The sequence below is a fragment of the Cupriavidus sp. FW305-27 genome, assembly GCF_058787995.1.
Genome location: NZ_JBYTAG010000064.1, coordinates 17,322 through 42,392, shown reverse-complemented (window position 1 = coordinate 42,392; position 25,071 = coordinate 17,322). Strand labels below are relative to the sequence as shown.

Annotated in this window: 23 protein-coding genes and 1 pseudogene; 6 read left to right on the top strand and 18 right to left on the bottom strand. The window is 66.1% G+C overall.

What is annotated here, in order from left to right; all coding sequences use genetic code 11:
* The coding region (locus AC3WRI_RS25930) for a citrate/2-methylcitrate synthase (protein ID WP_492294343.1) at positions 1 to 179 on the bottom strand (179 nt) is incomplete at its 3' end.
* An 87-nt stretch (positions 180 to 266) separates the two neighbouring features.
* The gene (gene prpB, locus AC3WRI_RS25925) at positions 267 to 1,175 is read right to left on the bottom strand and encodes a methylisocitrate lyase (protein ID WP_010812107.1); all 909 of its coding nucleotides are present in this window, start codon (positions 1,173 to 1,175) and stop codon (positions 267 to 269) included.
* A gap of 281 nt (positions 1,176 to 1,456) precedes the next feature.
* Here prpB and prpR point away from each other — a divergent pair, with 281 nt between their 5' ends.
* Positions 1,457 to 3,430: a propionate catabolism operon regulatory protein PrpR gene (prpR, locus tag AC3WRI_RS25920; RefSeq protein ID WP_492294341.1), complete on the top strand. Its 1,974-nt coding sequence runs from the start codon at positions 1,457 to 1,459 to the stop codon at positions 3,428 to 3,430.
* 13 nt (positions 3,431 to 3,443) lie between these two features.
* On the opposite strand, the gene AC3WRI_RS25915 is transcribed toward prpR, so the two are convergent.
* Both AC3WRI_RS25915 and AC3WRI_RS25910 read right to left on the bottom strand, forming a co-directional pair.
* Positions 3,444 to 4,445, bottom strand: coding sequence for a cysteine synthase A (locus tag AC3WRI_RS25915; RefSeq protein ID WP_010812105.1), 1,002 nt, complete (start codon positions 4,443 to 4,445; stop codon positions 3,444 to 3,446).
* A 115-nt stretch (positions 4,446 to 4,560) separates the two neighbouring features.
* Positions 4,561 to 4,854, bottom strand: a complete 294-nt coding sequence (locus AC3WRI_RS25910) for a putative quinol monooxygenase (RefSeq protein WP_010812104.1) — start codon at positions 4,852 to 4,854, stop codon at positions 4,561 to 4,563.
* Positions 4,855 to 5,077: 223 nt separating this feature from the next.
* Between AC3WRI_RS25910 and AC3WRI_RS25905 the strand changes: the two genes are divergently transcribed.
* On the top strand, positions 5,078 to 6,295 hold the full coding sequence (locus AC3WRI_RS25905; protein WP_037024475.1) for an HD-GYP domain-containing protein: 1,218 nt from the start codon (positions 5,078 to 5,080) through the stop codon (positions 6,293 to 6,295).
* A gap of 16 nt (positions 6,296 to 6,311) precedes the next feature.
* On the opposite strand, the gene AC3WRI_RS25900 is transcribed toward AC3WRI_RS25905, so the two are convergent.
* Positions 6,312 to 7,220 carry a LysR family transcriptional regulator gene (locus AC3WRI_RS25900; RefSeq protein WP_492294339.1) on the bottom strand — a complete coding sequence of 303 codons (909 nt, stop codon included), beginning with the start codon at positions 7,218 to 7,220 and terminating at the stop codon, positions 6,312 to 6,314.
* A gap of 115 nt (positions 7,221 to 7,335) precedes the next feature.
* On the opposite strand from AC3WRI_RS25900, the gene AC3WRI_RS25895 reads away from it, so the two are divergent.
* Positions 7,336 to 7,653 (top strand): DMT family transporter, encoded by a 318-nt coding sequence (locus tag AC3WRI_RS25895; RefSeq protein ID WP_010812101.1) that lies wholly within the window; start codon positions 7,336 to 7,338, stop codon positions 7,651 to 7,653.
* 24 nt (positions 7,654 to 7,677) lie between these two features.
* Here the strand turns inward: AC3WRI_RS25895 and AC3WRI_RS25890 are convergent.
* From AC3WRI_RS25890 to AC3WRI_RS25865, 6 genes and pseudogenes are all read right to left on the bottom strand, one after another.
* A pseudogene (locus AC3WRI_RS25890) lies at positions 7,678 to 7,803 on the bottom strand (acyl-CoA dehydrogenase family protein); the annotation flags it as partial.
* A gap of 154 nt (positions 7,804 to 7,957) precedes the next feature.
* The gene (locus AC3WRI_RS25885) at positions 7,958 to 8,557 is read right to left on the bottom strand and encodes a 2-hydroxychromene-2-carboxylate isomerase (protein ID WP_011615384.1); all 600 of its coding nucleotides are present in this window, start codon (positions 8,555 to 8,557) and stop codon (positions 7,958 to 7,960) included.
* Positions 8,554 to 9,861 (bottom strand): MFS transporter, encoded by a 1,308-nt coding sequence (locus tag AC3WRI_RS25880; protein ID WP_492294338.1) that lies wholly within the window; start codon positions 9,859 to 9,861, stop codon positions 8,554 to 8,556. The genes AC3WRI_RS25885 and AC3WRI_RS25880 overlap by 4 nt, the downstream gene beginning before the upstream one ends.
* 356 nt (positions 9,862 to 10,217) lie before the next feature.
* Positions 10,218 to 10,970, bottom strand: a complete 753-nt coding sequence (locus AC3WRI_RS25875; RefSeq protein WP_010812098.1) for an aldolase — start codon at positions 10,968 to 10,970, stop codon at positions 10,218 to 10,220.
* Between the two features lie 199 nt (positions 10,971 to 11,169).
* Positions 11,170 to 12,042 carry a LysR family transcriptional regulator gene (locus AC3WRI_RS25870; protein ID WP_058698774.1) on the bottom strand — a complete coding sequence of 291 codons (873 nt, stop codon included), beginning with the start codon at positions 12,040 to 12,042 and terminating at the stop codon, positions 11,170 to 11,172.
* A 173-nt stretch (positions 12,043 to 12,215) separates the two neighbouring features.
* Complete coding sequence (locus AC3WRI_RS25865; protein WP_439671755.1) at positions 12,216 to 12,452, bottom strand: hypothetical protein; 237 nt, start codon at positions 12,450 to 12,452, stop codon at positions 12,216 to 12,218.
* A 152-nt stretch (positions 12,453 to 12,604) separates the two neighbouring features.
* On the opposite strand from AC3WRI_RS25865, the gene AC3WRI_RS25860 reads away from it, so the two are divergent.
* Positions 12,605 to 13,936, top strand: a complete 1,332-nt coding sequence (locus AC3WRI_RS25860; protein WP_492294336.1) for a mechanosensitive ion channel family protein — start codon at positions 12,605 to 12,607, stop codon at positions 13,934 to 13,936.
* A 14-nt stretch (positions 13,937 to 13,950) separates the two neighbouring features.
* Here AC3WRI_RS25860 and purT read toward each other — a convergent pair whose 3' ends face one another.
* The 6 genes from purT to AC3WRI_RS25830 form a co-directional block, all read right to left on the bottom strand.
* Positions 13,951 to 15,156, bottom strand: coding sequence for a formate-dependent phosphoribosylglycinamide formyltransferase (gene purT / locus AC3WRI_RS25855; RefSeq protein WP_010812094.1), 1,206 nt, complete (start codon positions 15,154 to 15,156; stop codon positions 13,951 to 13,953).
* 262 nt (positions 15,157 to 15,418) lie between these two features.
* The gene (locus AC3WRI_RS25850) at positions 15,419 to 16,663 is read right to left on the bottom strand and encodes an MFS transporter (protein ID WP_010812093.1); all 1,245 of its coding nucleotides are present in this window, start codon (positions 16,661 to 16,663) and stop codon (positions 15,419 to 15,421) included.
* A gap of 181 nt (positions 16,664 to 16,844) precedes the next feature.
* Entirely contained in the window at positions 16,845 to 17,837 is a 993-nt protein-coding gene (locus AC3WRI_RS25845) for a Bug family tripartite tricarboxylate transporter substrate binding protein (RefSeq protein WP_492294334.1), read from the bottom strand.
* 118 nt (positions 17,838 to 17,955) lie between these two features.
* Complete coding sequence (locus AC3WRI_RS25840) at positions 17,956 to 18,720, bottom strand: crotonase/enoyl-CoA hydratase family protein (RefSeq protein ID WP_010812091.1); 765 nt, start codon at positions 18,718 to 18,720, stop codon at positions 17,956 to 17,958.
* Positions 18,721 to 18,763: 43 nt separating this feature from the next.
* A complete protein-coding gene (locus AC3WRI_RS25835) occupies positions 18,764 to 19,528 on the bottom strand; it encodes an SDR family NAD(P)-dependent oxidoreductase (protein ID WP_010812090.1) in 765 nt (254 codons plus the stop codon).
* Between the two features lie 39 nt (positions 19,529 to 19,567).
* A complete protein-coding gene (locus AC3WRI_RS25830) occupies positions 19,568 to 20,746 on the bottom strand; it encodes a thiolase family protein (RefSeq protein ID WP_010812089.1) in 1,179 nt (392 codons plus the stop codon).
* Between the two features lie 216 nt (positions 20,747 to 20,962).
* Between AC3WRI_RS25830 and AC3WRI_RS25825 the strand changes: the two genes are divergently transcribed.
* Complete coding sequence (locus AC3WRI_RS25825; protein WP_010812088.1) at positions 20,963 to 21,778, top strand: IclR family transcriptional regulator; 816 nt, start codon at positions 20,963 to 20,965, stop codon at positions 21,776 to 21,778.
* A gap of 32 nt (positions 21,779 to 21,810) precedes the next feature.
* Here the strand turns inward: AC3WRI_RS25825 and AC3WRI_RS25820 are convergent, their stop codons facing one another.
* Positions 21,811 to 22,608: a crotonase/enoyl-CoA hydratase family protein gene (locus AC3WRI_RS25820; RefSeq protein ID WP_010812087.1), complete on the bottom strand. Its 798-nt coding sequence runs from the start codon at positions 22,606 to 22,608 to the stop codon at positions 21,811 to 21,813.
* Positions 22,609 to 22,906: 298 nt separating this feature from the next.
* On the opposite strand from AC3WRI_RS25820, the gene AC3WRI_RS25815 reads away from it, so the two are divergent.
* Entirely contained in the window at positions 22,907 to 25,066 is a 2,160-nt protein-coding gene (locus AC3WRI_RS25815; protein WP_058698768.1) for a PQQ-dependent dehydrogenase, methanol/ethanol family, read from the top strand.
* Positions 25,067 to 25,071: the final 5 nt, after the last annotated feature.

Genomic DNA, 25,071 nt, shown 5'->3' with positions numbered 1-25,071 from the left:
AGGTGGGCGATTTCCTCGAACTCGCAGGTCTCGGCGATGTCGAGGATGTCGTAGCCGCGGTAGTGCAGGTCGTTGCCAGTGCGGCCGACGGTGCACAGCGCGGTATTGCCGGCGGTCACGCCCGACAGGGCGACGGATTTCTTGGGCTTGGGAGTGACGAGCGGTTGCGCTTCGGACATCTGGGTCTCCTTTATGTGATGCCTGGTATTGCCTGTCTGTTGTCGTGCAAGCGGCCGGGACAAAGCCCGGCCGCGCGTGAGTCTTGCTTACTTGCCCTTGCCTTGTGCGAAGAGCGCGTCAAGCTTCTGCTCGAAGTCATGGTAGCCGATGCTCTCGTAGAGCTCGGCGCGGGTCTGCATGGTATCGACCACGTTCTTCTGCGTGCCGTCGCGGCGGATGGCCGCGTAGACGTTTTCCGCCGCCTTGTTCATGGCGCGGAAGGCCGACAGCGGGTACAGCACCATCGACACGCCGGCGCCGCCGAGTTCCTCGGTGGTGAACAGCGGCGTGGCGCCGAATTCGGTGATATTGGCCAGCACCGGCACCTTCACCGCATCGACAAACTTGCGGTACATGGCCAGGTCGGTCATGGCTTCCGGGAAGATGGCGTCGGCGCCGGCTTCCGCGCACGCGACGGCGCGCTCGATGGCCTTGTCCAGGCCTTCGACGGCGAGCGCGTCGGTGCGGGCCATGATGACGAAGTTCTCGTCGGTGCGGGCGTCGACGGCGGCCCGGATGCGGTCGACCATTTCACCCTGCGTGACGATTTCCTTGTTGGGACGGTGGCCGCAGCGCTTGGCGCCGACCTGGTCTTCGATGTGCATGGCCGCCGCGCCGAACTTGATCAGCGACTTGGTGGTGCGGGCCACGTTGAAGGCCGAGGCGCCGAAGCCGGTGTCGACGTCCACCAGCAGCGGCGTGTCGCACACGTCGGTGATGCGGCGGATATCGGTCAGCACGTCGTCCAGGTTCGAGATGCCCAGGTCCGGCAGGCCCAGCGAGCCGGCCGCAACGCCGCCGCCCGACAGGTAGATGGCCCGGTAGCCGGCGCGCTTGGCCAGCAGGGCATGGTTGGCATTGATGGTGCCGACTACCTGCAGCGGATGCTCGTCGGCAAGCGCCTGGCGGAAGCGGGCGCCAGCGGAGCGCGCGAGGTCGGAAGCGGAGTAGGTCATGGCGTATGCGTTGGTGAACAGGACGGGCCCAATACAGCAAGGGGTGTGCCAAGCCCTTGGACGGGATCTCGGAAAATCCGCCAGCCCTTGTCAGCGCTGGGCTGGCGGGCAGGGTGGCTGACCTCGCCGCCGATTTCATGTCATCTTTTCAGCACAATTGAATTTCAAAATCCCAAGTTTGGAATTCAAAGTTGAAATCCCGGGCTGCGTGGCGGACAATGTGCCAGCACTGTACGCCTGTTCGTCCCGGGTTTCATCACGCATTCCTTCCGCATTGCACCATGGCTCCTCCCGTTTCCACGCAAGCCCGTCCGCGCATCTGGGCCATCGGCATCAGCCGCCTGGCACGCGCCTTTGCCGACCTGATTCCGGCCTACGCCGACCGGGCCGAATTCCGCATCGTCGGCAAGGGTTTCGAGGCCGCCGCCAGCGCCGTGGCGCGCGAGGCGCGCGAGGGCCGGCTCGACGTGGTGGTGGCGGGCGGCTCCAACGGCGCCTACCTGCGCCAGCACGTGGACGTGCCGGTGGTGCTGGTCAAGGTCACGGGCTTTGACGTGATGAGCGCGCTGGCCACCGCGCGGCGCATCTCGCCGCGGGTGGCGCTGGTCACGCACGCGTCGACGTATGCCGAGGTGGATGAATTCGTGCGTGCGTTCTCGCTGTCGGTCCCGGCCTATACCTACCTGACCGAGGACGATGCCGTGGCGCGCGTGAAGGCGCTCAAGCAGGAGGGCATCCAGGTCGTGGTCGGCCCCGGCCTGGTGACCGACCTGGCCGACCGCTATGGCCTGACCGGCGTGTTCCTGTACTCCGGCAACTCGGTGCGCATGGCGCTCGAAGACGCGATCGAGGCTGCGCGCCTGCGCCGCATCGAGGCCACCCGGCGCGACTACGTCAACACCATCCTGGCGCACCTGAACGAGGGCGTGGCGGCCGTGGATGCCGAAGGGCGCATCCAGTCGTTCAACCCGGCGATGGAGCGTTTTCTCGGCACTTCCGTTGCTGCCGCGGTCGGGCGCAAGCTGCAGACGCTGGCGCCAAACCTGGCGCTCGAAGGCGTGATGCAGAGCGGCGACAAGGAGCTGGAAGCGATCCACAAGCTCGGCGACAAGATGGTGGTGGTCAACCGCATCCCCATTATCGGCGAGGCCGGGACCACCGGCGCGGTGCTGACCATCCAGGACGCCAGCGCGATCCAGCGCGTGGACCGCAACCTGCGCTCGCGCGCGCGCACGCGGCCAGCCGGGGTGCGCTACAGCCTGGACGACCTGGCCGGCACCTCCGCGGCCATGACCGAGCTGCGCGAGCTGGCGCGGCGCTATGCGGCGGTGGATTCCACCGTGCTGATCGGCGGCGAGAGCGGCACCGGCAAGGAGGTGCTGGCGCAGGGCATGCACGACGCCAGCCCGCGCCGCGCCTTCCCGTTCGTGGCGGTCAATTGCGCGGCCTTCCCCGAGGCGCTGCTGGAGAGCGAGCTGTTCGGCTATGAAGAGGGCGCCTTCACCGGCGCGCGCCGCGGCGGCAAGGCCGGCCTGTTCGAATCGGCCCACAACGGCACGCTGTTCCTCGACGAGGTGGGCGACATGCCGTCCGCGCTGCAGACGCGCCTGCTGCGCGTGCTGCAGGAAAAGCAGGTGCTGCCGATCGGCGGGCTCGACGCGGTGCCGGTCAACGTGCGCGTGATCGGCGCCACCCACCGCGACCTGGCCGCGATGGTGCGCGATGGTTCCTTCCGGCAGGACCTGTACTACCGCCTCAATATCCTGCGCATCGAGATGCCGCCGCTGCGCGACCGCTCCGAAGACCTGCAGGAGCTGGCCGAGCTGCTGTACCGGCGCGCCCAGGAGCGCCTGGGCATGGACCGGCCGCAGCGCCGCCTGCCCGCCGCGGCCCGCGCGCGGCTGGCGCGCTACCGCTGGCCGGGCAATATCCGCGAGCTGGAAAACGTGACCGAACGGATCGCCGTGCTGGTGGCCGGGCGCCGGCTGGACAGCGAGGCGCTGCAGCGCGAGCTGCAGGCGGCCGTGCCGGAGCTGTTCGGCGATGGCATGCTGGCGCCGGCCGAGGCCGAGGCCGACGCTGAGCCCGCCGCGCCGGCAACACGCCCGCGTCGTTCACTGGCCGGCGTGAAGCAGTCCAGCGAAGTCGAGCATATCCGGCGCGTGCTGGCCGAGTGCGGCGGCGACCGCGCCGCGGCCTGCCATATCCTTGGCATCAGCCCGACCACACTGTGGCGGCGGCTCAAGGCAGCGTGAACCGCGCTGGCATTTACCCGGCTGGGCCGGCGCGCCGGAACGGAATCGGCTGCAACCCCTTGCCCTCCAGCCAGGTTTCATTGAACAGCCGTGCCATGTACAGGTCGCCGCGGTCGCAGAGCAGCGTGACGATGGTATGGCCCGGCCCCATCTCGCGCGCCAGCGCCACCGCGGCGCCGACGTTGATTCCCGACGACCCGCCCAGGAACAAGCCCTCCTCGCGCAGCAGGCGGTAGACCATGTCCACGCAGGTCTGGTCGTCGATCCGCACCGCATCGTCGATGGGCGTGTCCTGCAGGTTGGCGGTGACGCGGCTGGTGCCGATGCCCTCGGTGATCGAACTGCCCTCGGCCTTGAGCTCGCGGTGTTTGACGAAGTTATAGAGAGCGCTGCCGTGCGGGTCGGCCAGCACGATGCGCACGCCGGGCTTGTGCTCTTTCAGGCAGCGCGCGATGCCGGCCAGCGATCCGCCGGTGCCGGTCGAGCAGGTGAAGGCATCGATATGCCCGCCGGTGGCGTGCCAGATCTCGGGGCCGGTGGTCTCGTAGTGGGCCTGGCGGTTGGCCAGGTTGTCGAACTGGTTGGCCCAGATCGCGTTGTCGGTCTCGTCGGCCAGCCGGCCGGCAATCTTCTGGTAGTTGTCCGGATCGGCGTAAGGCTTGGCGGGCACCGCGCGGACCTCGGCGCCGAGCATGCGCAGCCGCTCCATTTTCTCGGGCGACTGCGTATCGGGTATCACGACGATGCAGCGGTAGCCGCGCGCCGCGCACAGGTGGGCCAGGCCGATGCCGGTATTGCCCGCGGTGCCTTCGATGACCGTGCCGCCGGGCGTCAGCAGCCCGCGCCGTTCGGCATCACGGATGATGTAGAGTGCCGCGCGGTCCTTGACCGAGCCGCCAGGATTGAGGAATTCCGCCTTGCCGTAGATATCGCAGCCGGTCTCGGCGCTCAGGCCGGCCAGCCGGATCAGCGGGGTGTGGCCGATGGTGCCGGCAAATCCATCCCTGACTTCCATGGTGCACTCCTGCCGTGCCCGCTGCGGGCGTCACATTGAGTGATAGATCGGTGCGGCGGGAATGACAAGCAGGGGGATGGCCGAAAGTGATCGGGATTGCCCGTGGCCGGGCGGATCAGGCGGCGTTGAGCCAGCGGAAACTGAAATCGCCTTCGACGAAATCCGCGCGCGATGCGTGGAAATCGCGCATATAGGGCCGGTTCAGGTGCGATTCGAGCGCGCGCTTGGAGTCCCAGACCATGTAGATCACGAATACCCGCGCATCTTCGGCGTCTTGCCCGACGTGGTAGTCCAGGCAGCCGGGCTCGGTCAGCCCGCGCGAGCGCAGCGTGGTGAGCTGGGATACCAGCGCCTCGCGGCGGTGGGTCTTGGCACGGGCGATGCCGACTAGCGTGTACGTTCCGGACATGGGTGAACGGGGGCGACTGGCTGGCGTCTGTGAGCACTGGGCAGGCCATTGTAGCGCCGGCGGTACCGCCCCCGGCAATGCCCGAGGACGCCGTCCGGGCATTCGGGCAGCGCTTGACAAGGGCGGGCGGCACGGTTCTCCCCGCAACGGGGGCTAAAGTCCTGCCGGCGGCTGCCGATATCCGGATCGAAAACAAGAAAACCATCATCCGAGGGGGTAGCGCATGTTGAGACGCATACGGTCGGAACAACTGCAGGTCGGGATGTTTGTCGCCAGGCTTGGCGGCCCGTGGATCAGCCATCCGTTCTGGCGCGCCAGGTTCCTGGTCGCCAATGAGGAGCAGGTTCGGCAGATACAGTCGGCAGGGGTGCAGGAGGTCTGGATCGACATCCTGAAGGGCCGCAACGTAGCCGCGCCGGACACGCCGGAAATGCCCGGACCGGTCCCGCAGTCCGCGCCCGACCCCATGGACCCGGCCACCGCGCCGCCACCCGCCGCCACCCTTGATGCCGAGATTGTCCGCGCGCGCGAGCTGCTGCAATCCGGCAAGGCCGTGATCGGCTCGATGTTCGCCGACATCCGCATGGGCCGGGCGCTGGAGGTCAACGGCGCGCTGCTGCTGGTCGATTCCGCCTCACGTTCGCTGTCGCGCCATGGGCAGGCGTTGCTGGCGCTGGCGCGGCTCAAGGCGCGTGGCGACGAAAACTACCTGCACGCCTTCGCCGTCTGCGCGCTGATGATCGCCGTCGGCCGCACGCTGGGCCTGCCCGACGACGAGGTGCGCGAGCTCGGCCTGGCCGGCCTGGTCCACGACATCGGCAAGCTGACGCTGCCCGATACTCCGGTGCACAAGGCCAGCGAACGCACGCCCGAGGAAGAGGAGATCTACCGCCGGCACCCTTCGGCTGGCTACCGCATCCTGAACGAGGCCCGGCTCTATTCGAACATCCCGCTCGATGTCTGCGTCCACCATCACGAACGCGTGGACGGGCGCGGCTTCCCCTACGGCCTGGCGGGGAGCGAACTGAGCGTGCACGCCAAGATCGGCGCAATCTGCGATGCCTATGACTCGCTCACTTCCAGCCGCCCGGGCCACCAGCCGTGGTCGCCGGCCCGCGCCATGGAATACATGGCCGTGCGTGTCGACACGCTGTTCGACCGGCGCGTGTTCAAGGCCTTCACCCGTACCGTCGGCATCTACCCGCTCGGCACCGTGCTGCGGCTGCGTTCGAACCGGCTGGCGGTGGTCTGCGCGCAGAACGAGGCCGATCCGCTGCGGCCGAAGGTGATGGCGTTCTATTCCGTGTCGCAGTCAAGGCCGACTCCCACCGAACTGATCGACCTGCGCCACAGCGACGAAACGGTGGTGGCGTTCGAGAATGCCGCTGACTGGGGGTATGCGGATGAGCAGCTGATGGAGATGTATGCGGCGGCGGCATGAACCGGGGGGCAAGTCTTCAGCCCGCCACCCATTCCCCTTGCCTGAGCCGCTCATACAGGAAATCGCCCAGCACCCGCACGCGCGCGCTGTGCCTGAGATCCGGATGCGTCAGCACCCATAAATCGGTATCCATGGCTACATCGACTGGCGCCAGCCGCACCAGCTCTGGGTCGGCCCCGGCCAGCAGGCACAGCAGCATGCCGGCGCCCATGCCGTGCCGCACGGCATCCGCCATCGCCACCAGGCTGTCGGCGCTGACGGCGCGGCGGGGTTCGGGCACGTGGTCGCGTATCCAGCGCGCCTGGGCAAGGTGTGACAGCGCTTCGTCCGGCACGACCCAGTCATAGGCCGACCAGTCCGCCAGCCGCGGATGGTCGGCTTCCGTTGGCAGGCCGAGCTGCTGCAGGTAGCGCCGCGCCGCGTATGGTGCCGTCTGCAGCCGCCCGATACGGCGGCCCACCAGGTACTCCGGCGGCGCATTCGCCGGCCGGATCGCCACATCGGCCTCGCGCCGGCTCAGGCTCAGGAAGCTGTTGTTGATGACGATCTGCAGCTGGATGCGCGGGTGCATCGACCGGAATTCCGCAAACAGGGGCATCAGCAGTCCACCCAGCAGCGTGTCGGTCGTGGTCACGCGCAACGGGCCGCTCAGCTGGCTGTCGAGGCCGGACAGCTGGCGCTGGGCCGCATCGATCTGCTCGCCGACGCCGGCAAGGCGGTGCGCCAGGGCCTCGCCGGCGGCGGTCATGGCGTAGCCGGTGGCATGGCGTTCGAAGAGCAGGGTGCCCAGGGTCTCTTCCAGCCGCGCCAGCCGGCGCAGCACCGTGGAATGGTTGACATGCAGGGCGCGCGCGGCGCCGGCGAGCGAGCCGGACTGGCCCACGGCAAGGAAATACTTCAGGTCGTCCCAGTCTGCTTCCTGCATGTTTGCATAGCCCCTTTGCGGAATTCGCCAGTTCTCGTGCTGATCTGCACAGCCTACAGTGGCGTGGCGTGCCCGGCAATGGGTCGGGCCGCAGACCTGGACGAAAGACATGGCAATGGCGTGGATGCTGCTGGTGCTGGCGGGCCTGATCGAGATCGTGATGGCGCTGGCGCTCAAACATACCGACGGCTGGACGCGGCCCGGGCCGACGGCACTGGGCATCGGGGCGGCGCTGGCCAGCATCTTCCTGCTCAGCGCGGCGCTGCGGCACCTGCCGGTCGGGACGGCGTACGCAATCTGGACCGGGATCGGGGCGATCGGGGTGACGGTGGTTGGCATCCTGTTCCTGGGCGAAAGCGCGGCGCCGATGCGGCTGGTGTTGATCGGGCTGATCTTCGTCGGGATTGGCGGCTTGAAGCTGCTGCCGGCCTGAGCCCCGGCCCTGGCCGTGCCGCGCTCAGGCGTGTTGTGCCCCAAGGCTGGCGCCCGGCCTGAGCACCTCGCGGGCGATGATCAGCTGCTGCACTTCGGTGGCGCCTTCGCAGATGCGCAAGGCGCGGATCTCGCGATAGAGGCTTTCCAGCCTGGAAGCCCCAGCTGATGGGGCGCGTCAACGAAGAGCAGCGGGCCCGCCTAACGACATGATCCAGCTGCGCGACCGCTAAGAAAAGCTGTTCGTGCGGCAGATCACCCAGCCTGGAGCCCATCGTCTGCCTTGCACTTAAGCCGCCCCATTCTTAGGTGCAGGCCAGGGTGTCCTCAAGGAAATCGAGGCGATCCTGGCCCCAGAACACTTCTCCACGGTAGACGTATGCAGGCGAGCCGAAGACACCGGCTGAGATAGCGTTGTCGGTGTATTGTCTGTACTCCGCTTTGATTACTGGAGATGCGGCTTGGCAGAGAAGCGCCTCGCCATCCAAGTCCAGCGAGCGGGCGATGGTTTGCAGCGTCTCTGGTGAGGAGATGTCCTGGTCCTCCAACCATTCGGCATGAAGAATCGCTTGGGCCAAGGTGCCTTCGCAAAGTCCCGCGTGCTTCGCAGAAATGACCATGCACGAAGCGAGATCACCGTTCGGGCACATGTATCTAGGCTGCGGATTGACCGGAATCCCTAGCCGCTTGCACCAACGGGCGAGTTCGGTGATCCGGTAAGCCTGCCTTTCCTGAGAGCGCTGCCCAAGCAAAATGCCCCCCGTCTGCGAGTAAACGTACGGCAGGTCCACAGGCATATAGTTGATCGCGGCGCCTTGGCGTTTGGCAAGTTCCACAAGACGGCCGTGTCCGAGATAGGCCCAGTCCGAATTGATCCAAAAGTAATAGTCAATTGCCTTGGTCATTGCTCAGTTGCCTTCATGCGAGATACACAGAAGATCGACAAGCACCCCAGGGCAGTGAGGTAGCCGGCGAGATACAGCGGACTACCTTGGCCGAGCTTAAGCAGCCAGGTCGCCACCAGCGGGGCCAGTCCGCCACCGATAGCACCCGAGACTTGCACGGCAAGGGAAATACCACTGTAGCGAACTTCCGGGGGAAATTGCACAGAGAATAGGCTACCTTCGGGGCCGTACAGCACGGCGTAGATAAGGCCGATGGCGATCACCATGGCGAGATATACCGCGCCGACGCTTCCCGAGCCAAGAAGCTTAAAAAACGCGAACCCGAAGAGGCAAATTCCGACCGATCCGACCACAAAGATCTTCCTATGCCCGATCTTATCCCCGAGCAAGCCAGTGAGAGGCATTGTGAACAGTGCGACGGCAGCACCCGCGATCACGGCATTCAGCATCATCGTCTTGGGTAAGCCAAGTGTTACCGTACCGTAGGTCAGGGCAAAGGTAGCGACCGTGTAGAACCACGTGACTTCCGCCATCCGCGCGCCTGATACCTTGAGCAACGACAACCAGTGGTGTTTGACGACATGGACCACCGGCACCTCGACCTCATGGCCTCTTTGCTTGACCTTTTCAAAGTCGGGGGACTCGGCGACGCGGATGCGGATGAACCATCCGACAGCCAGAAGCAACACACTGGCCAGGAACGGAAGGCGCCAGCCCCAACTCAACATATCCGCCTCAGGCAGTCTCGCAACGCTTGCCATTGCCAACGATGAGAGGATAAGGCCAGGAGCGACGCCGGTTTGAGGAAGGCTACCGAAGAAGCCTTTCTTGCCTTCGGGGGCATGTTCCACGGCCATGAGAACGGCGCCGCCCCATTCGCCACCGACGGCGAGCCCCTGGAGAAAGCGCATCAATACGAGGATCACGGCGGCCCAGTAACCAATTTGCTCGTAGGTCGGAATGAGGCCGATGATGATGGTCGGGATACCCATCATCATCAACGTGATCAGCAGCATGGATTTTCGCCCAACCTTGTCACCAAAGTGGCCGAAGACAATGCCTCCAAGGGGCCGGGCGAAGAAGCCGACGGAGTAGGTCGCGAACGCGGCGAGGGTCCCGCTGATCGGATCGAAGCTGGGAAAGAAGATCTTGTTGAAAATTAACGCGGCGGCAGTTCCGTAAATGAAGAAGTCGTACCACTCGATAGTCGTGCCGAGCATGCTGGCAATGCCTGCGACGGTGTGCTGCTTGGCCGTCCCGGCATTTGCGCTGGCGATGCCTGCTTGTGAATTGGCGGGATACATAGAATGCCTCTGTGACTTGCTTGATGGGGGCGATGTGCTCGAGCGTGGTCACTCAAATGCACGCTTCTTTGCTGGGGGGATATGTACTGCGCCGGTGGTGGTCGATGTTTGCCCTTACGGGGTTATTCATTGCGTCTCCGGTGGTGACTAGCGGCATCTGTGCGTGCCAATCTCGGTATGACCCTGTCCCGCTTCCGAAGGACCAGCCGCTCGCTACCGAAAAAAATCGGGTTGGCTGGTAGTGCCAGTCGGGCCAAGATGGCCATGGGAACACTTGCCACCTTTGCTAACGGGGCAAAATCATGCTGGAGGTCGTCGGCTCGTCTTTTGGGACCGAAGGCTGAAGGTGGTGCGACTCAACGCTCCGTCTGACGGCACCAGTAATCAAAAGTACCGTTGACGATCGAAGGCTTGAGCAGGTAGTCGTGAGCTTCACGGGCGAGATCGTCGGGTAGCGAGGTAAGCGGCCCGAAGGTACGGGCGCGCACCTGCATGCGGGCAGCGCGCTCCATGTAGACAGAAAGATAGGTCGCTTCTTGCACGCTACAGCCGGTGCTCAACTGACCGTGGCTGGCCAGCAGGATCGAGCGGTTGCTGCCCAGAGCGCCGGATATGATCACGCCCTCCTGGTCAGCGATGGGAACGCCAGGCCATTCCGCAAGGAACGCGCAATCGTTGTGAAACGGCGTCATGTCCATTTGCGAGACGATTAGCGGTTGCTTGGCCGCGGCAAGTGCCGACACATACGGAGAATGCGTATGAATGATGCTATGGGTGTTGGGGCGATCGGCATAAACCCACAGATGGAACCGCGTTGCCGGATTAGCCATCCCAGTGCCGCTGAGGGTATTCAGGTCTTGGTCGACTTCTATAAAGTCGGCTTCGGTGGCTTCGTCAAAACCCAGACCGAAGCGCAGGGTCCAGTAGGCGCCTGGGCGCTCCGAGCGTGCACTGATCTGGCCAGCCAAGCCAGCTTCCTGCCCGGTCATGGCCAGGATGCGGCAAGCATAGGCCAGCGTTTGCTGCAGCGTGCGCTTGCGAGGCTTGAGATGGGCACGCATCTCCTGCGTTGCGCGTTCGTCGAAGTATTCCTTAGAGCGAAGTTCCATTTTGTTTCCAGTCGTATTGGTTGCCGGGCGTAGACTGGGCCCGGCGACTCCAGAACGCCTCTGCTGCCCCCCGTGGGGAGCACACTTTGGCGCCATCCCGACTTGGCCGGTGGGATGTCGGTACGACTGGATTATGGGAAGTCAGAAGGGGCTGAGATAGCGCGGAGCGCTCATACTTCCTATGACTGGGCGTACTACCTCAGACCGTTTGAGCGATCTTCAGCATGTGTTTTATCAGCGCTGTTTGAGCTCTTTCTCGCTTGGTAATGGCGACAACGCGCCGACTGAGACGAGGGTTTATTATGCGCACTCGTGACAGCCCATAGTTCTCGAGCAGTTGCGTCGGTACTCGGTCTGGCAAAACGCACTGACCGCCGGTTGATGCGACGAGCCTGAGCATCGCATCGACCGTGTCCACTTCCGCCACGACATTTGTGTCCAATCTCTTCCTGTGCAGCATTCGTCTTAGCGCATAGTGCTCAGGAAAAGCGACAAGCGGTACTCTTTGCGCCTCTAGGTCGACCCCTTCGAGTGCGGCCAAGGGCGAATTTTGGCTGACGATCAACGTCATGACATCGTCGAATAGCGGCACGATTTCCACGGCATCCGAGGCTACCGCTACGTCGTAAACAAAGCCTATATCCGCTTTGCCCGTCTCCACCAGCTCTACAACTTCCGGTGAACTCCGCCCCATGAGCGAGACGTTGGCATTTGGGCGCTGGCTCATGAATCGGGAGACAACATCTGGCATGAAGTAGTAGCTGAGGGTATGAATAACAGCCACTCGGAGGTTGCCTTGGCTGACTCCCTGCTCCTCGCACAACTGGAGAATCGTATTGTCGATAACGTCATATGCGGTCTGGGCGGCAGCCTGCAGTTTGTGGCCTGCGTCAGTAAGGGCGACCCCGCGCCCGTGGCGTTCGCACAATTTTTGACCTACTGCTGCCTCGAGGTGGGCCAGCTGACGGCTTAAGCCGGATTGGGTTAGACCAAGCGTCATTGCAGCGCCTGAAATGGAGCGGGCCTGCGCTATCGCCAGGAATAGCCTTATCTGAGCATCTAAAGCCTTCATAATTTTGGGGGTGTCCCTCTTCGGCTAGTTATGACGTTCAACCGCTCCGCCATTTCGAACCGACGTGGCTTCAGCGCTTTCCCGGTCGGAGCCCGCCATCCACTAGACTTTGGGCGTCAATGGATCCCGCTGTGGAGATCTTGCTGGATCCATCGCTCAACAGGCATCCGGCATTAACGCAAGTTCCGCACCATATGTGTATTGGTACTATGCCCGGTTTGATAGTCGACGACGGCGATGTATCCCGGCATGTTCCATTCCTTGCCGTTCGATCCGATCAAGGACTTCGTGCCAGTCGGCATCTTCGTCATTGCGCCGATGGTAGTGGTCGGGCCCGGCTCGCCCATCGCCAGCTTCAAGGGCATGCGCGCGAACGCCTCTGCCTTGCGGCCGTGCAGCAGCGCATGCATGCCTACTGCGTCGAGCCGAGCAAGCTGACGGGGGGCCGCGAGACACGCCGTGTGCGGGGCGATTCGCGGTGCCGGTAGAGGCGGAACGAGCAGGGTGTCAGGCGCGTTTTGTACACTATCAGGTCGATTCACCCGGCTGCAGACGCCCCCCTATGAGTTTCGATGCCCTGCTGGAGTTGTTCCAGCAACGTATTCCAGCCCATCCGTGGGCCCAGATTGCCTCGTACCTGCTGGTGCTGGTGCTGATCGCCGTGGTCGCGCAGTGGCTGTTCGGCCACGTGATGTCGCGCATCGCCCATCGCTTGCTGACGGTCTGGGGCAAGGCGCCCTGGAGCAAGGCGCTGACGCGATATCGTGCCTATCGGCGCTTCGGCTATGCGGTCGGGTTCGGGGTGATCACCATCGGCATCGGCGAAGTGCCGCACATGGGCCGCTATGCGCTGGCCATCGAGCGCCTGGCCCATGCCGGCCTGTGGATCTGCTTCTTCCTGATGCTTGGCGGCGTGCTGAGTGCCTGGCAGGACGTATACGCCAGCAGCCGCCAGGCGCAGACGCGCTCGATCAAGGGCTATATCCAGGTGGGGCGCCTCGGGCTGGGGCTGGTGTGCTCGGTGCTGGTGCTGTCGATCCTGATCAACCGCTCGCCGCTGTGGATGCTGTCTGGCCTGGGCGCGCTGTCGGCGGTGCTGCTGCTGGTGTTCAAGGACACGCTGCTGTCGCTGGTGGCCAGTACTCAGCTGACCTCCAACGACATGCTGCGCATCGGCGACTGGATCGAGATGCCCCAGTGCAATGCCGACGGCTACGTCAAGGACATCGCGCTGCATACCGTCAAGGTGCAGAACTGGGACAACACCGTGACCACGGTGCCGACCTACAAGCTGTTCTCCGAGAGCTACCGCAACTACCGGCAGATGTTCGAATCCGGCGCGCGGCGCATCAAGCGCACGTTGCGGCTGGATGCGGGCAGCGTGCGCTTCCTGGAGGACCGGGAAGTGCAGGCGCTGATGCGCTTCCGGCTGCTGCACGACTACCTGGAGGAGAAGCAGGCCGAGGTCGACGAGGCCAACCGCCTGCTGATTGCCGCCGGCAATGACCCGGTCAACCGGCGCCGGCTGACCAATGTCGGCACCTTCCGCGCCTATGGCATTGCCTACCTGAAGGCGCACCCGGAGATCCACCACGATCTGCTGCTGAACGTGCGCATGATGGAGCCCGATTCGCAGGGCATCCCGGTGGAGATCTATTGCTTTACCGCGCTGACCGCGTGGATGGACTATGAGCGCATCCAGGGCGATGTCTTCGACCACCTGCTGGCGATCCTGCCCGAGCTGGGCCTGCGCCTGTACCAGGCGCCTTCAGGCGCGGACCTGACCGGCGTGCGCATCTCGCCGGTGCTGGCCGCGGCGCAGGTGGCGGCGGCACAGGCCGCCGTCCATCATGCGCCTGCCCACGGCGCCGCCGCGAGCAGCCATCCGATCTGAGCTGCGCCTGACGCTCAGCCGACCGCGCGCGGACGCACGCGGCTGGCGGCTTCCTTGGCGCGGGTGCGGGCGGTGTCGACATCGTCGGCGTACGCCAGCGCCACGCCCATGCGGCGCTTGACGAAGCTCTCGGGCTTGCCGAACAGGCGCACCTCGGTCTGCGGCACGCTCAGTGCCTGGTCCACGCCATCGAAGACCACCCCCTGGGCATCCACGCCGCCGTAGATCACGGCGCTGGCGCCGGGGCTGCGCAGCGTGGTGTCGACCGGCAGGCCCAGGATGGCGCGGGCATGCAGCTCGAACTCGTTCTGCCATTGCGTGGCCATGGTGACCATGCCGGTGTCGTGCGGGCGCGGGCTGACTTCGCTGAACCAGACCTGCTCGCCCTTTACGAACAGCTCCACGCCGAACAGGCCCATGCCGCCCAGGTCTGCCGTGACCGCCTGCGCGATGCGCTGGGCGGTTTCCAGCGCGGCGGGGTGCATCGGCTGCGGCTGCCAGCTTTCGACGTAGTCGCCGCTGACCTGGACGTGGCCGATCGGAGCGCAGAACTGCGTTTCCACCTGGCCGCTGGCGCCCATGGCGCGCACGGTCAGCAGCGTGATCTCGTAGTCGAAATCGATAAAGCCTTCCACGATCACGCGGCCGTGGCTGACGCGGCCGCCGGCCATGGCGTAGTCCCAGGCCGCCTTGACGCCCTCGGGGCCGTCGATCTTGCTCTGGCCCTTGCCGGAGCTGCTCATCACCGGCTTGACCACGCACGGGTAGCCGATGCCGCCGTCGATGGCAGCCTGCAGTTCATCCAGCGAATCGCAGAACTTGTACGGGCTGGTGGGCAGGCCGAGCGATTCGGCGGCCAGGCGGCGGATGCCTTCGCGGTCCATGGTCAGGCGCGCGGCGCGGGCGGTGGGGATCACACGCACGGTGCCGGCGGCTTCCAGGGTTTCCAGCATGGGCGTGGCGATGGCCTCGATCTCGGGCACGACCAGGTGCGGCTTTTCCGCCTCGATCAGCGCCTTGAGCTGGTCCGGGTCGCTCATGGCGATGGTGCGCGCGTGGTGGGCTACCTGCTGGCCGGGGGCATTGTCATAGCGGTCGACGGCGATGGTTTCCACGCCCAGGCGCTGCAATGCAATCAGCACTTCCTTGCCCAGCTCGCCGGAGCCGAGCAGCATCACTTTGGTGGCAGAGGGGGAGAGAGGCGTTCCGAGTGTGGTCATGGCAGCGGATGGGGCGGGAAGGAAAGCCGAGATTGTACGTGTTAGGGGGCTGTCTTTGGCGCCGGCGAGCGCGCATATTGGTATGGGCCAGGGAAGGGCGCCTGGCGCGCGTGCCACCCAATTCAGCGACGAACCATAAAAAAACCCGCGCGGGGGCGGGCTTGAAAAGGCCTGAGGATCCAAGACCGGACCGCTCAGTGTTCATGCTAGGTGCTAAGCGCGCGCTCCGCATCCCCCGTTCGGGGCGGCCCGGCACAGTGTTTCAGGACGTGGCCATCAGCGGCGGGCGCCGCCGCGTGGCCACGGCAAATGCAATTTGCGCCAGACCCGCGGCCAGCCCCAGCGTCACGCCGACCTGCCACGCCACGGTGTAGGAACCCAGCGCGTCGTAGACCAGCCCACCGCCGAAGGCGCCGAAAAAGCTGCCGATCTGGTGGCTGAAGAACGCCACGCCGCCCAGCATGGCCTGCCAGCGCAGGCCGAAGGTCTCGGCGATCCAGCCCGATACCAGCGGCGCCACGCCCAGCCACAGGAAGCCCATTACCGCGGCGAACACCAGCGTGCTCTGCGGCGTGGGCGCGGACGTGAAGTACCAGGTCAGCGCCAGCGAGCGAATCGTATAGATGCCGCCCAGCAGCATCAGCTTGTTGAAGCGGCCGCCGGCCCAGCCGAAGAAGATGCTGCCCAGCACGTTGAAGCCGCCGATCACGCCCAGCGCCTGCGCGCTCAGCATCGGGTCCATGCCGCACACGTCCAGATACGACGGCAGGTGCGTGGTCAGGAAGACCAGCTGCATGCCGCAGACGAAATACGCCAGCGCCATCACCACGAACGGCGCGTGCCGCAGCGCGGTGCCCAGCGCTTCACGCGCGCTGTCCTGGCCGCGCCCTGCGGGCGACACCAGCGGCAGCCGGTCCACGCGGCCGGCAAACCACGCCGCGGGCAGCATCACCAGCGCCAGCAGCACGAACGCTGCCAGCCCGGCGCGCCAGCCGTAGGCCTGCGTCACCATCTGCCCGATCGGCGCCGCCAGCAGCGCGCCCAGCGAGCCCGCGCCAGACACCAGCCCCAGCACCGTGCTGCGCAGCGCCGCCGACACCGGCCGCGCCGCCACCGCCATCGCCAGGGCGCTGCCGGTGCAGGCCATCGACGCGCCGATGGCCACGCCCGCGCCCAGCGTGACGCCGACCATGCTGTGCGCGGTCGCCAGCAGCACCAGTCCGGTCACATAGAGCAGCGAGCCGGCCAGCATCAGCGGCCGGAAGCCGATCCGCGTGGCCCAGGCCCCGGCCAGCGGCTGCAGCAGGCCCCACGCCAGGTTCTGTACCGCGATGGCGATGGTGAAATCCGATACCGAGATGCCGATGTCCCGCGTCAGCGGCGGCATGAAGATGCCAAGGCTCTGGCGCAGGCCCATGGCCAGGCTGAGCATCACGGAGGCGCCGATCAGGATCGGCAAGGCCGGGCGCAGGGCTTCGTAGCGGGAAGGCGCGGTGGGGGTAGGCACGGTGTGGTCTCGTCGCTTGTCGTTATCGTTGTGAGCCCCGGGGCGCTTTCCATGTCTTTACATTTAAGCGTGCGCTGAATATACCGCAGGGTAGGGCGAGCGTATGCGCCAGGCCCAACCGTGTCAATTTGGCTTTGGGCGGGTCCGCCTTCCGCTTTGCCAAAGGCGGCCCCACACCTCGCTAGTCCAGACTGACCTTGGATGCCCGGATGGTCTCGCCCCAGCGCTTGATGTCGCCGCTGACCAGCGCGGCGAACTTCGGCTGCGGTTCGCCGCCAGGGATACCGCCCATGTCGCGGAACCTGGCCACCACCTCGGGCTCGTGCATGGCCTTGCCCAGCGCTTCCTGCAGCGTGGCGGCAATGGCCGGCGGGGTCCTGGCCGGCGCAAAGAAGCCCAGCCAGCCCATCACCACGAAATCCTTCACGCCGGCCTGCGCCATCGTCGGCACGTCCGGCAGTGCCGGCAGGCGTTCGGCGCTGGTCACCGCAAGCGCGCGCAGCTTGCCGGCGCGGATCTGCGGCAGCGCCTGCGTCAGGTTGTCGAACATGAAGGTGGTTTCGCCCGCCAGCACCGAGGTGGTGGCGGGTGTCGACCCCTTGTACGGCACGTGAATTACTTCGGTGCCAGTGCGCAGCCGGAACAGTTCCGCCGTCAGGTGCGTGGTCTGCCCGATGCCGGCCGAGGCGTAGGAATACTTCCCCGGGGACTGCTTGAGCTGCGCCACCAGCTCGGACACGCTGCGCACCGGCGCCTGCGCGCCGACCACCAGCACGTTGGCGAACGAGATCAGGTCCGTCAGCGGCATGAAGTCCTGTGGCTGGTAGGGCAACTGCTTGTAGGCGCTGTAGTTGATTGCGTGTGAGCCGGTATTGCCGACCAGCAGCGTGTAGCCGTCCGGCGCCGCGCGCATGAAGGCCTGCGTGCCGATGATGCCGCCGCTGCCGGGCTTGTTGTCGACCACCACCGGCTGGCCCAGGATGGCCGACAGCTTCTGCGCCACCAGGCGCGTCGGGATGTCGGTGGTGCCGCCCGGCGCGCCGGGCACGATGATGGTGATGGGGCGCTCAGGCCAGGACGCGGCGCTGGCGGGCAGCGGCAGCGTGGCGGCGGCGGTCGCCAGCAGCAGGGCCGCGGACGTGTTGAGCAGCGATTCTGGCAGCTTGTGTTTCATGGGTCTCCTCCATGTTCTGGTCTGTGTGCTGCTTGGCATGTGCGAACGGCCGGCTTGCGGCCGGCCGTTCTCTAGCCCAGGGCGGATGACTTCGATGCCCTCGGTCTGGCGTGGGCCATCACTTGCCCGTCCACACCGGCTTGCGCTTCTCGGCGAATGCGGCGGCACCCTCGCGGGCATCGGCCGAGGTGAACACCGGCGCCAGCAGCGGGCGCTGGCGCTCGAACATCTCCTCGGCGCTCCAGTCGGCGGACTCGGCCACGATCTGCTTGCTGACCGCAACCGCCAGCGGGCCGTTGGCGCCGATCTCTTCGGCCAGCGCCAGCGCGCCTGCCAGCGCCTGGCCTGGTTCGGTCAGGCGGTTGATCAGGCCATAGGCGTGGGCCTGTTCGGCGCCCAGCATATTGCCGGTCAGCGCGTATTCCATGGCGATGTGGTACGGCACGCGGCGCGGCAGGCGCATCAGGCCGCCGGCGCCGGCCACCAGCCCGCGCTTGACTTCAGGCAGGCCGAACCTGGCCGCGTTCGACGACACGATCAGGTCGCACGCCAGCGCCAGCTCGAAGCCGCCGGCCAGCGCATAGCCTTCGACGGCGGCGATCAGCACCTTGCGCGGCGGCTTCTCGGTCAGCCCGCCAAAGCCGCGGCCAGGCAGGCTGGGACGCTTGCCTTCCAGGAAGCCCTTCAGGTCCATGCCCGAGCAGAAGGTGCCGCCCGCGCCGGTCAGGATGGCCACGCTCAGGTCGTCGCGGCTTTCCAGCTGGTCGATGGCGGCGGCCAGCGCGGTCGCGGTCTCGAAGTCCATGGCGTTTTTCGCCTGGGGCCGGTTCATGGTGATCAGCAGCGTATTGCCGCGGGTTTCCAGTTGCAGCGTGTCGCTCATGCGGGATTCCTTGTCAGAAGTCGGTATCGGTGCAGCGCGCGGCTCAGCGCGGTGCCATGCGGATGGCGCCGTCCAGGCGGATGGTTTCGCCGTTGAGCATGGGGTTCTCCAGGATGTGCAGCGCGGTGGACGCGTATTCATCCGGTGCGCCCAGGCGGGGCGGGTGCGGCACCATGGCGCCGAGCGAGGCGCGCACGTTCTCCGGCAGCTTGGCCAGCAGCGGGGTGTCGAACAGTCCCGGGGCGATGGTGCAGACGCGGATCGCGCGCTGTGCCAGGTCGCGCGCGGCCACCAGGGTCATGCCGACGATGCCGGCCTTGGCCGAGGCATAGGGAATCTGGCCGATCTGGCCTTCGTAGGCGGCCACCGACGCGGTCAGCACGCACGCGCCGCGCTCGCCGTCGATCAGTTCGTTCTTGGCCATGCGCGCGGCCCCCAGGCGCAGCGCGTTGAAGGTGCCGATCAGGTTGATGCGCACGATCGACTCGTACTTTTCCAGCGAACCCGGCGAGCCGTCCTTCTCGACCACGCGCACCGGGCCGCCCAGGCCGGCGCAATGGATCAGCGCGCGCAGCGGGGCAATGGCTTCGGCGGCGTCGTAGACGGCGTTCATCTGGTCGGTGTCGGTCACGTCGGCCTTGAGGAAGCGGACCTTGCCGCTGAACTCGTCGACCGCGGCATTGCCGCGCTCTTCCGACAGGTCGGCGATCACGACGTCGACGCCGCGTTCCACCAGGCGCCGCACGCAGGCCAGGCCCAGGCCGGAAGCGCCGCCGGTCACGACGGCGGACATATTGGTCAGTTTCATGCTGTGTCTCCTTGACTGGATGTCTGGTTCAGGCGCCGCTTACAGGCGCTCGATGATGGTGGCGTTGGCCATGCCGCCGGCCTCGCACATCGACTGCAGGCCATAGCGCTGGCCGCTGTCTTCCAGTGCATGCAGCATGGTGGTCATCAGCCGCACGCCGGAGGCGCCCAGCGGATGGCCCAGCGCAATGGCGCCGCCGCGCGGGTTCAGGCGTGCCGGGTCGGCGCCGAGCGCGCGCTGCCAGGCCAGCGGCACGCAGGCAAAGGCTTCGTTGATCTCGTAGTGGTCGATCTGGTCCAGCTTCAGGCCGCTCTTCTTGATCGCGCGCTGGCTGGCGGGGATCGGGGCGGTCAGCATCATGACCGGATCGTCGCCGCACACGTCGAACGCCACGAAGCGAGCGCGCGGCTTCAGGCCCAGGCGCTGCGCCATGGATTCGCTCATCAGCAGCATGGCGGAGGCGCCGTCACTGATCTGCGAGGCATTGCCCGCGGTCACGTTCCAGCCGATCTGCGGGAAGCGCGCGCTGAGTTCGTCATTGCGGAACGAGGCCTGCAGCGTGCCCAGCTTCTCCACCGAGGTGCCCGGGCGGATGGTTTCATCCTGCTCGACCAGCCCGTTGGGCGTGCTGATGCCCAGGATCTCGCGGCGGAAGGCACCGCTTTCGCGCGCGGTGGCGGCCAGCTCGTGCGAGCGGGCCGAATAGCTGTCCATGTCGTGGCGCGACAGTTCGTACTTGGCGGCCACCAGCTCGGCCGCAACACCCTGTGACACCAAACCCGGCGCATAGCGCGCTTCCATCGACGGGCCGTACGGGTTCTGGCCAATGCGGGCCGAGCCCATCGGCACACGGCTCATCGACTCGATGCCGCAGGCGATGACGATGTCATAGGCGCCGGCCATGATGCCCTGCGCGGCGAAATGCACCGCCTGCTGGCTGGAGCCGCACTTGCGGTCGATGGTGGTGGCCGGCACGTGGTCAGGAAAGCCTGCCGCCAGCCACGCCACCCGGCCCGGGCCGGCGGACTGCTCGCCCGCCTGGGTCACGCAGCCGGTGATGACGTCGTCGACCAAACCCGGGTCCAGCTTGTTGCGCTCGACCAGGCCCTTGATGACCTGGGCCAGCAACTCGGTGGCATGGAGTTCGGTAAAGGCCGAGCCTGGCTTGGAGCGGCCCATCGGGCTGCGGATGGCGTCGACGATGACGGCTTGTTGCATGCGGTGTCTCCTGAAAAGGCTGAACGTTGCGAGTCGTGGCTGGGATATTGAGACGTCTGTACCGAAATGTGATCGTCCAATACGATGAATTGGGATTCTGGCTTCGTCAAATCGCTCTGTAAACTCAAAAGCCCCGGTTTGACTTTGGAAAAGGCGAAGGGCAACATCCGGGTTTTGAGACGCACGTATCAAAAAACCTTGAATCAAGGCAATAACATGACGAATGCACCACACGCATCCCTGACCCCGCCGCCCGCCGATGCCGACGGCGAGGCGCGCCTTGTCAGCGCGCTGGCGCGGGGCATTTCGATCCTCAACTGCTTTTCGCCGACAGTGCAGGAGCTCAGCAGCCGCGAACTGATGGAACGCACCGGCCTGGCCAAGCCGACCCTGTTCCGCCTGCTCGACACCTTGTGCGAGCTGGGCCTGCTGCACTATTCGGAGCGCTTGTCGCGCTACGTGCCCGGGGTCGGGCTGATCAACCTGGCCGCACCCGCGCTGGCACGCATGACGATCCGCCAGCTGGCGCGGCCGGCCATGCAGGAGCTGGCGGACCACATCGCCGGGCAGGTGGAGCTGATCGTCGGCAGCGGCAATGCGCTGACCTACGTCGAAATCGCCCAGGGCGTGGGCAGTCATGTGTTCCGGCCCGAGGTCGGCACGCGCGTGTCGGTCTCGCGCACGGGTTCCGGACGCGGCTACCTGATGCTGTTGACCGAGGCCGAGCGCGAGGCGTATCTCGCCCAGCTCCGCGCCGCCGATCCCCAGCGCGCCGACTGGCTGCAGGAACGCCTGGCCGATGCCGCCCGCGACCTGCAAGACCACGGCTTCTGCCGCGGCCACCGCGACCTGCACCGCGAGGTGGAGTCGGTTGCCGTGCCGATGCGCACCCGCCGCGACGGCGAGGCGTGGATCTTTGCCGCCTCGGTGCCGGTGTTCAGCCAGCAGAGCAAGCAGATGGAGGAAGACATCGGCCCGCGCCTGGTGAGCCTGGTGCGCAATGTAGAGGGAGCGCTGGGCGTGGCAGGCTGAGCGGCACAGCAGTCCGCCTGACGCTCAGCTGGTCAGTTGCCTGTGAACACCGGCGTGCGCTTGTCCAGGAACGCCTGCACTGCCTCACGGTGGTCGGCGGTCTGGTGCGACAGCGCCTGGAAGCCGGCGGACAGTTCCAGCAGCGTATCCAGGCGGGTATGCATGGCCTCGCGCATCAGGCGCTTGGCCAGGCGCACCGCGTGCGGCGGGTTGGCGGCGATGCGGCCGGCCAGCTCATAGGCCGTGGGCAGCAGCGCCTCGGGCGCGACCACGCGCGACACCAGGTTCCATTCCAGCGCCAGCCTGGCATCGATCGGCTGGCCGGTGAAGGTCATCTCCGCCGCCCGGGACAGGCCGATCACGCGCGGCAGCAGCCATGCGCCGCCGTCGCCGGGGATGATGCCGAGCTTGACAAAGGACTCGGCAAACTGCGCCCGCTCCGAGGCAATGCGGATGTCGCACATGCACGCCAGGTCCAGCCCCGCGCCCATGGCCGCGCCATTGACCGCGGCGATGACCGGCACTTCCAGGTTGAACAGCGCCAGCGGCAGCCGCTGGATGCCGCAGCGGTAGTCCTGACGGATTTCCATGCCCGGCACTGCGCCGGAGGCCTGGCGTTCCATGTCCTTGATATTGCCGCCAGACGAGAACGCCGTGCCCGCGCCGGTAATGACCACCGCGCGCACGCTGCGGTCGCCGTGGATGCGGTCGATCGCGGCCAGGAACTCCGCCACGGCGGTATTGCCGGTCAGCGGGTTGCGGCGCTCGGGCTCGTTCATCGTCAGGGTGACGATATGGTCCTGCTGCTCGTAGAGAAGGAAGTTGCTCATGGTGGTGTCTCCGGATGCGCGATGCAGGCTGGTTGCCTGCCTTGGCGCCAAGGCTAAGCCACCGGCGCCCGCACCGTCCAATATTCATTTCTTCATCAGCAATATCCTGCACATATCGCTGGGCAGGCTCGGGACGCCAGCCATCTTGCGCCGGCGGCGCGATTTTCTGCGGGTAATCCCTGTACCCATAATCGAATCGCTCACCGATTATCTATAGGCCCCGGCCACCGCCCGGCATCGCGCAGTTCCGTAATCCTGCAGTCCCGAATTCCAACAAGAATGCCCTACAGGAGACGATATGAGCCATGCGTTGACGCAGGCGACGGACCCCGTTGCCCCCGATGTTGCAATGCACCCCCACCGCACCATGAGGCGCGCCACAGGCTTCCTGGCAGCGGCCCTGGCGCTGGTGATGCAGGTCTTGCCCGCCGGCGCCGCGGCGCCGCGCAATGCGGCCGCCAAGGTTGACGGCGCCTTTATCAGTGCCAACGCCAGCACCGCCCGCGACTGGCCCAGCCACGGCCTGGACTATGCCGAGACCCGCTTCAGCCGGCTCAGGCAGATCGATGCCGCCAACGTGCGCGACCTGGGGCTGGTGTGGACCTACAACCTGGAGTCGACCCGCGGCGTGGAGGCAACCCCGCTGGTGGTGGACGGCGTGATGTACGTCACCGCGTCATGGAGCGTGGTGCATGCGGTCGATGCGCGCACCGGCAAGCGGCTCTGGACCTTCGATCCCAAGGTGGACCGCTCGCTCGGCTATCGCGGCTGCTGCGACGTGGTCAACCGCGGCGTGGCGCTGTACCAGGGCAAGGTGTTCGTGGCCGCCTACGATGGCCGGCTGATCGCGCTGGATGCCGCCAGCGGCCGCAAGCTGTGGGAGAAAGACACCATCATCGACCGCAAGTACTCGTACACCATCACCGGCGCGCCGCGCGTGTTCAAGGGCAAGGTCATCATCGGCAACGGCGGCGCCGAATATGGCGTGCGCGGCTACATCACCGCCTATGACGCCGGCACCGGCGAGCAGAAGTGGCGCTGGTTCACGGTGCCGGGCGACCCCTCCAAGCCGTTCGAGGATGAGTCGATGGCTGCGGCGGCCAAGACCTGGGACCCCAGCGGCAAATACTGGGAGGCGGGCGGCGGCGGCACGGCCTGGGACACGCTGGCCTTCGACCCCGAGCTGAACCTGATGTACGTGGGCACCGGCAACGGCGCGCCATGGTCGCGCAGCAAGCGCAGCCCGGCCGGCGGCGACAACCTCTACCTGGCATCGATCGTCGCGCTCGATCCCGACACCGGCAAATACGTCTGGCACTACCAGGAGACCCCGGGCGACAACTGGGACTACACCTCGACCCAGCCGATGATCCTGGCCGACCTGAAGCTCGATGGCCAGATGCGCAAGGTCATCCTGCACGCGCCCAAGAACGGCTTCTTCTTCGTCATCGACCGCACCAACGGCAAGTTCATCTCGGCAAAGAACTTTGTCGACGTGAACTGGGCCACCGGCTATGACGCCAATGGCCGCCCCATCGAGCGGCCCGAGGCGCGCGCCACCGACAAGCCTTATGACTCGGTCCCCGGTCCGTACGGCGCGCACAACTGGCATCCGATGTCGTTCAACCCGCAGACCGGGCTGGTCTACCTGCCGGCGCAGAACGTGCCGATCAACCTGATGGACGACAAGGCCTGGAACTTCAATGAAGGCAAACCCGGCACGCCGCATGGCAACGTGGGCTGGAACACCGCCAAATTCCTGAACGCCGAGCCGCCCAAGGGCAAGCCCTTCGGCCGGCTGATTGCGTGGGACCCGGTGCAGCAGAAGGCCGCGTGGACGCAGGAACATGTGTCGCCGTGGAACGGCGGCACGCTGACCACGGCCGGCAACCTGGTGTTCCAGGGCACCGCCGACGGCCGCTTTGTCGCCTATGACGCGCGCAGCGGCGACAAGCTGTGGGAGTCGCCCACCGGCACCGGCGTGGTGGCGGCGCCGGTCAGCTTCGAGTTGAACGGCAAGCAGTATGTGTCGGTGGCAGTGGGTTGGGGCGGGGTCTACGGGCAGGCCCAGCGCGCCACCAACCGGCAGGGGCCGGGCACGGTCTACACCTTCGCCCTCGGTGGCAAGGCACCGCTGCCGGCCTTTGCCGAGTACCGCACCGCCAAGCTGCTGCAGGGCGTGAAATATGACCCGGCGCAGGTCAAGGCGGGCACCGGCCTGTACGTCAGCAACTGCGTCCTGTGCCACGGCGTTCCCGGCGTGGACCGCGGCGGCAATATCCCCAACCTGGGCTATATCGATGCCGCCTATATCGAGAACCTGGACAAGGTGGTCTTCAAGGGGCCGGCGATGGCGCGCGGCATGCCTGACTTCACCGGCAAGCTGACGCCGGACGATGTCGAGAAGATCAAGGCCTTCATCCAGGGGACCGCTGACGCGGTGCGGCCCAAGCCCTGAGGGCA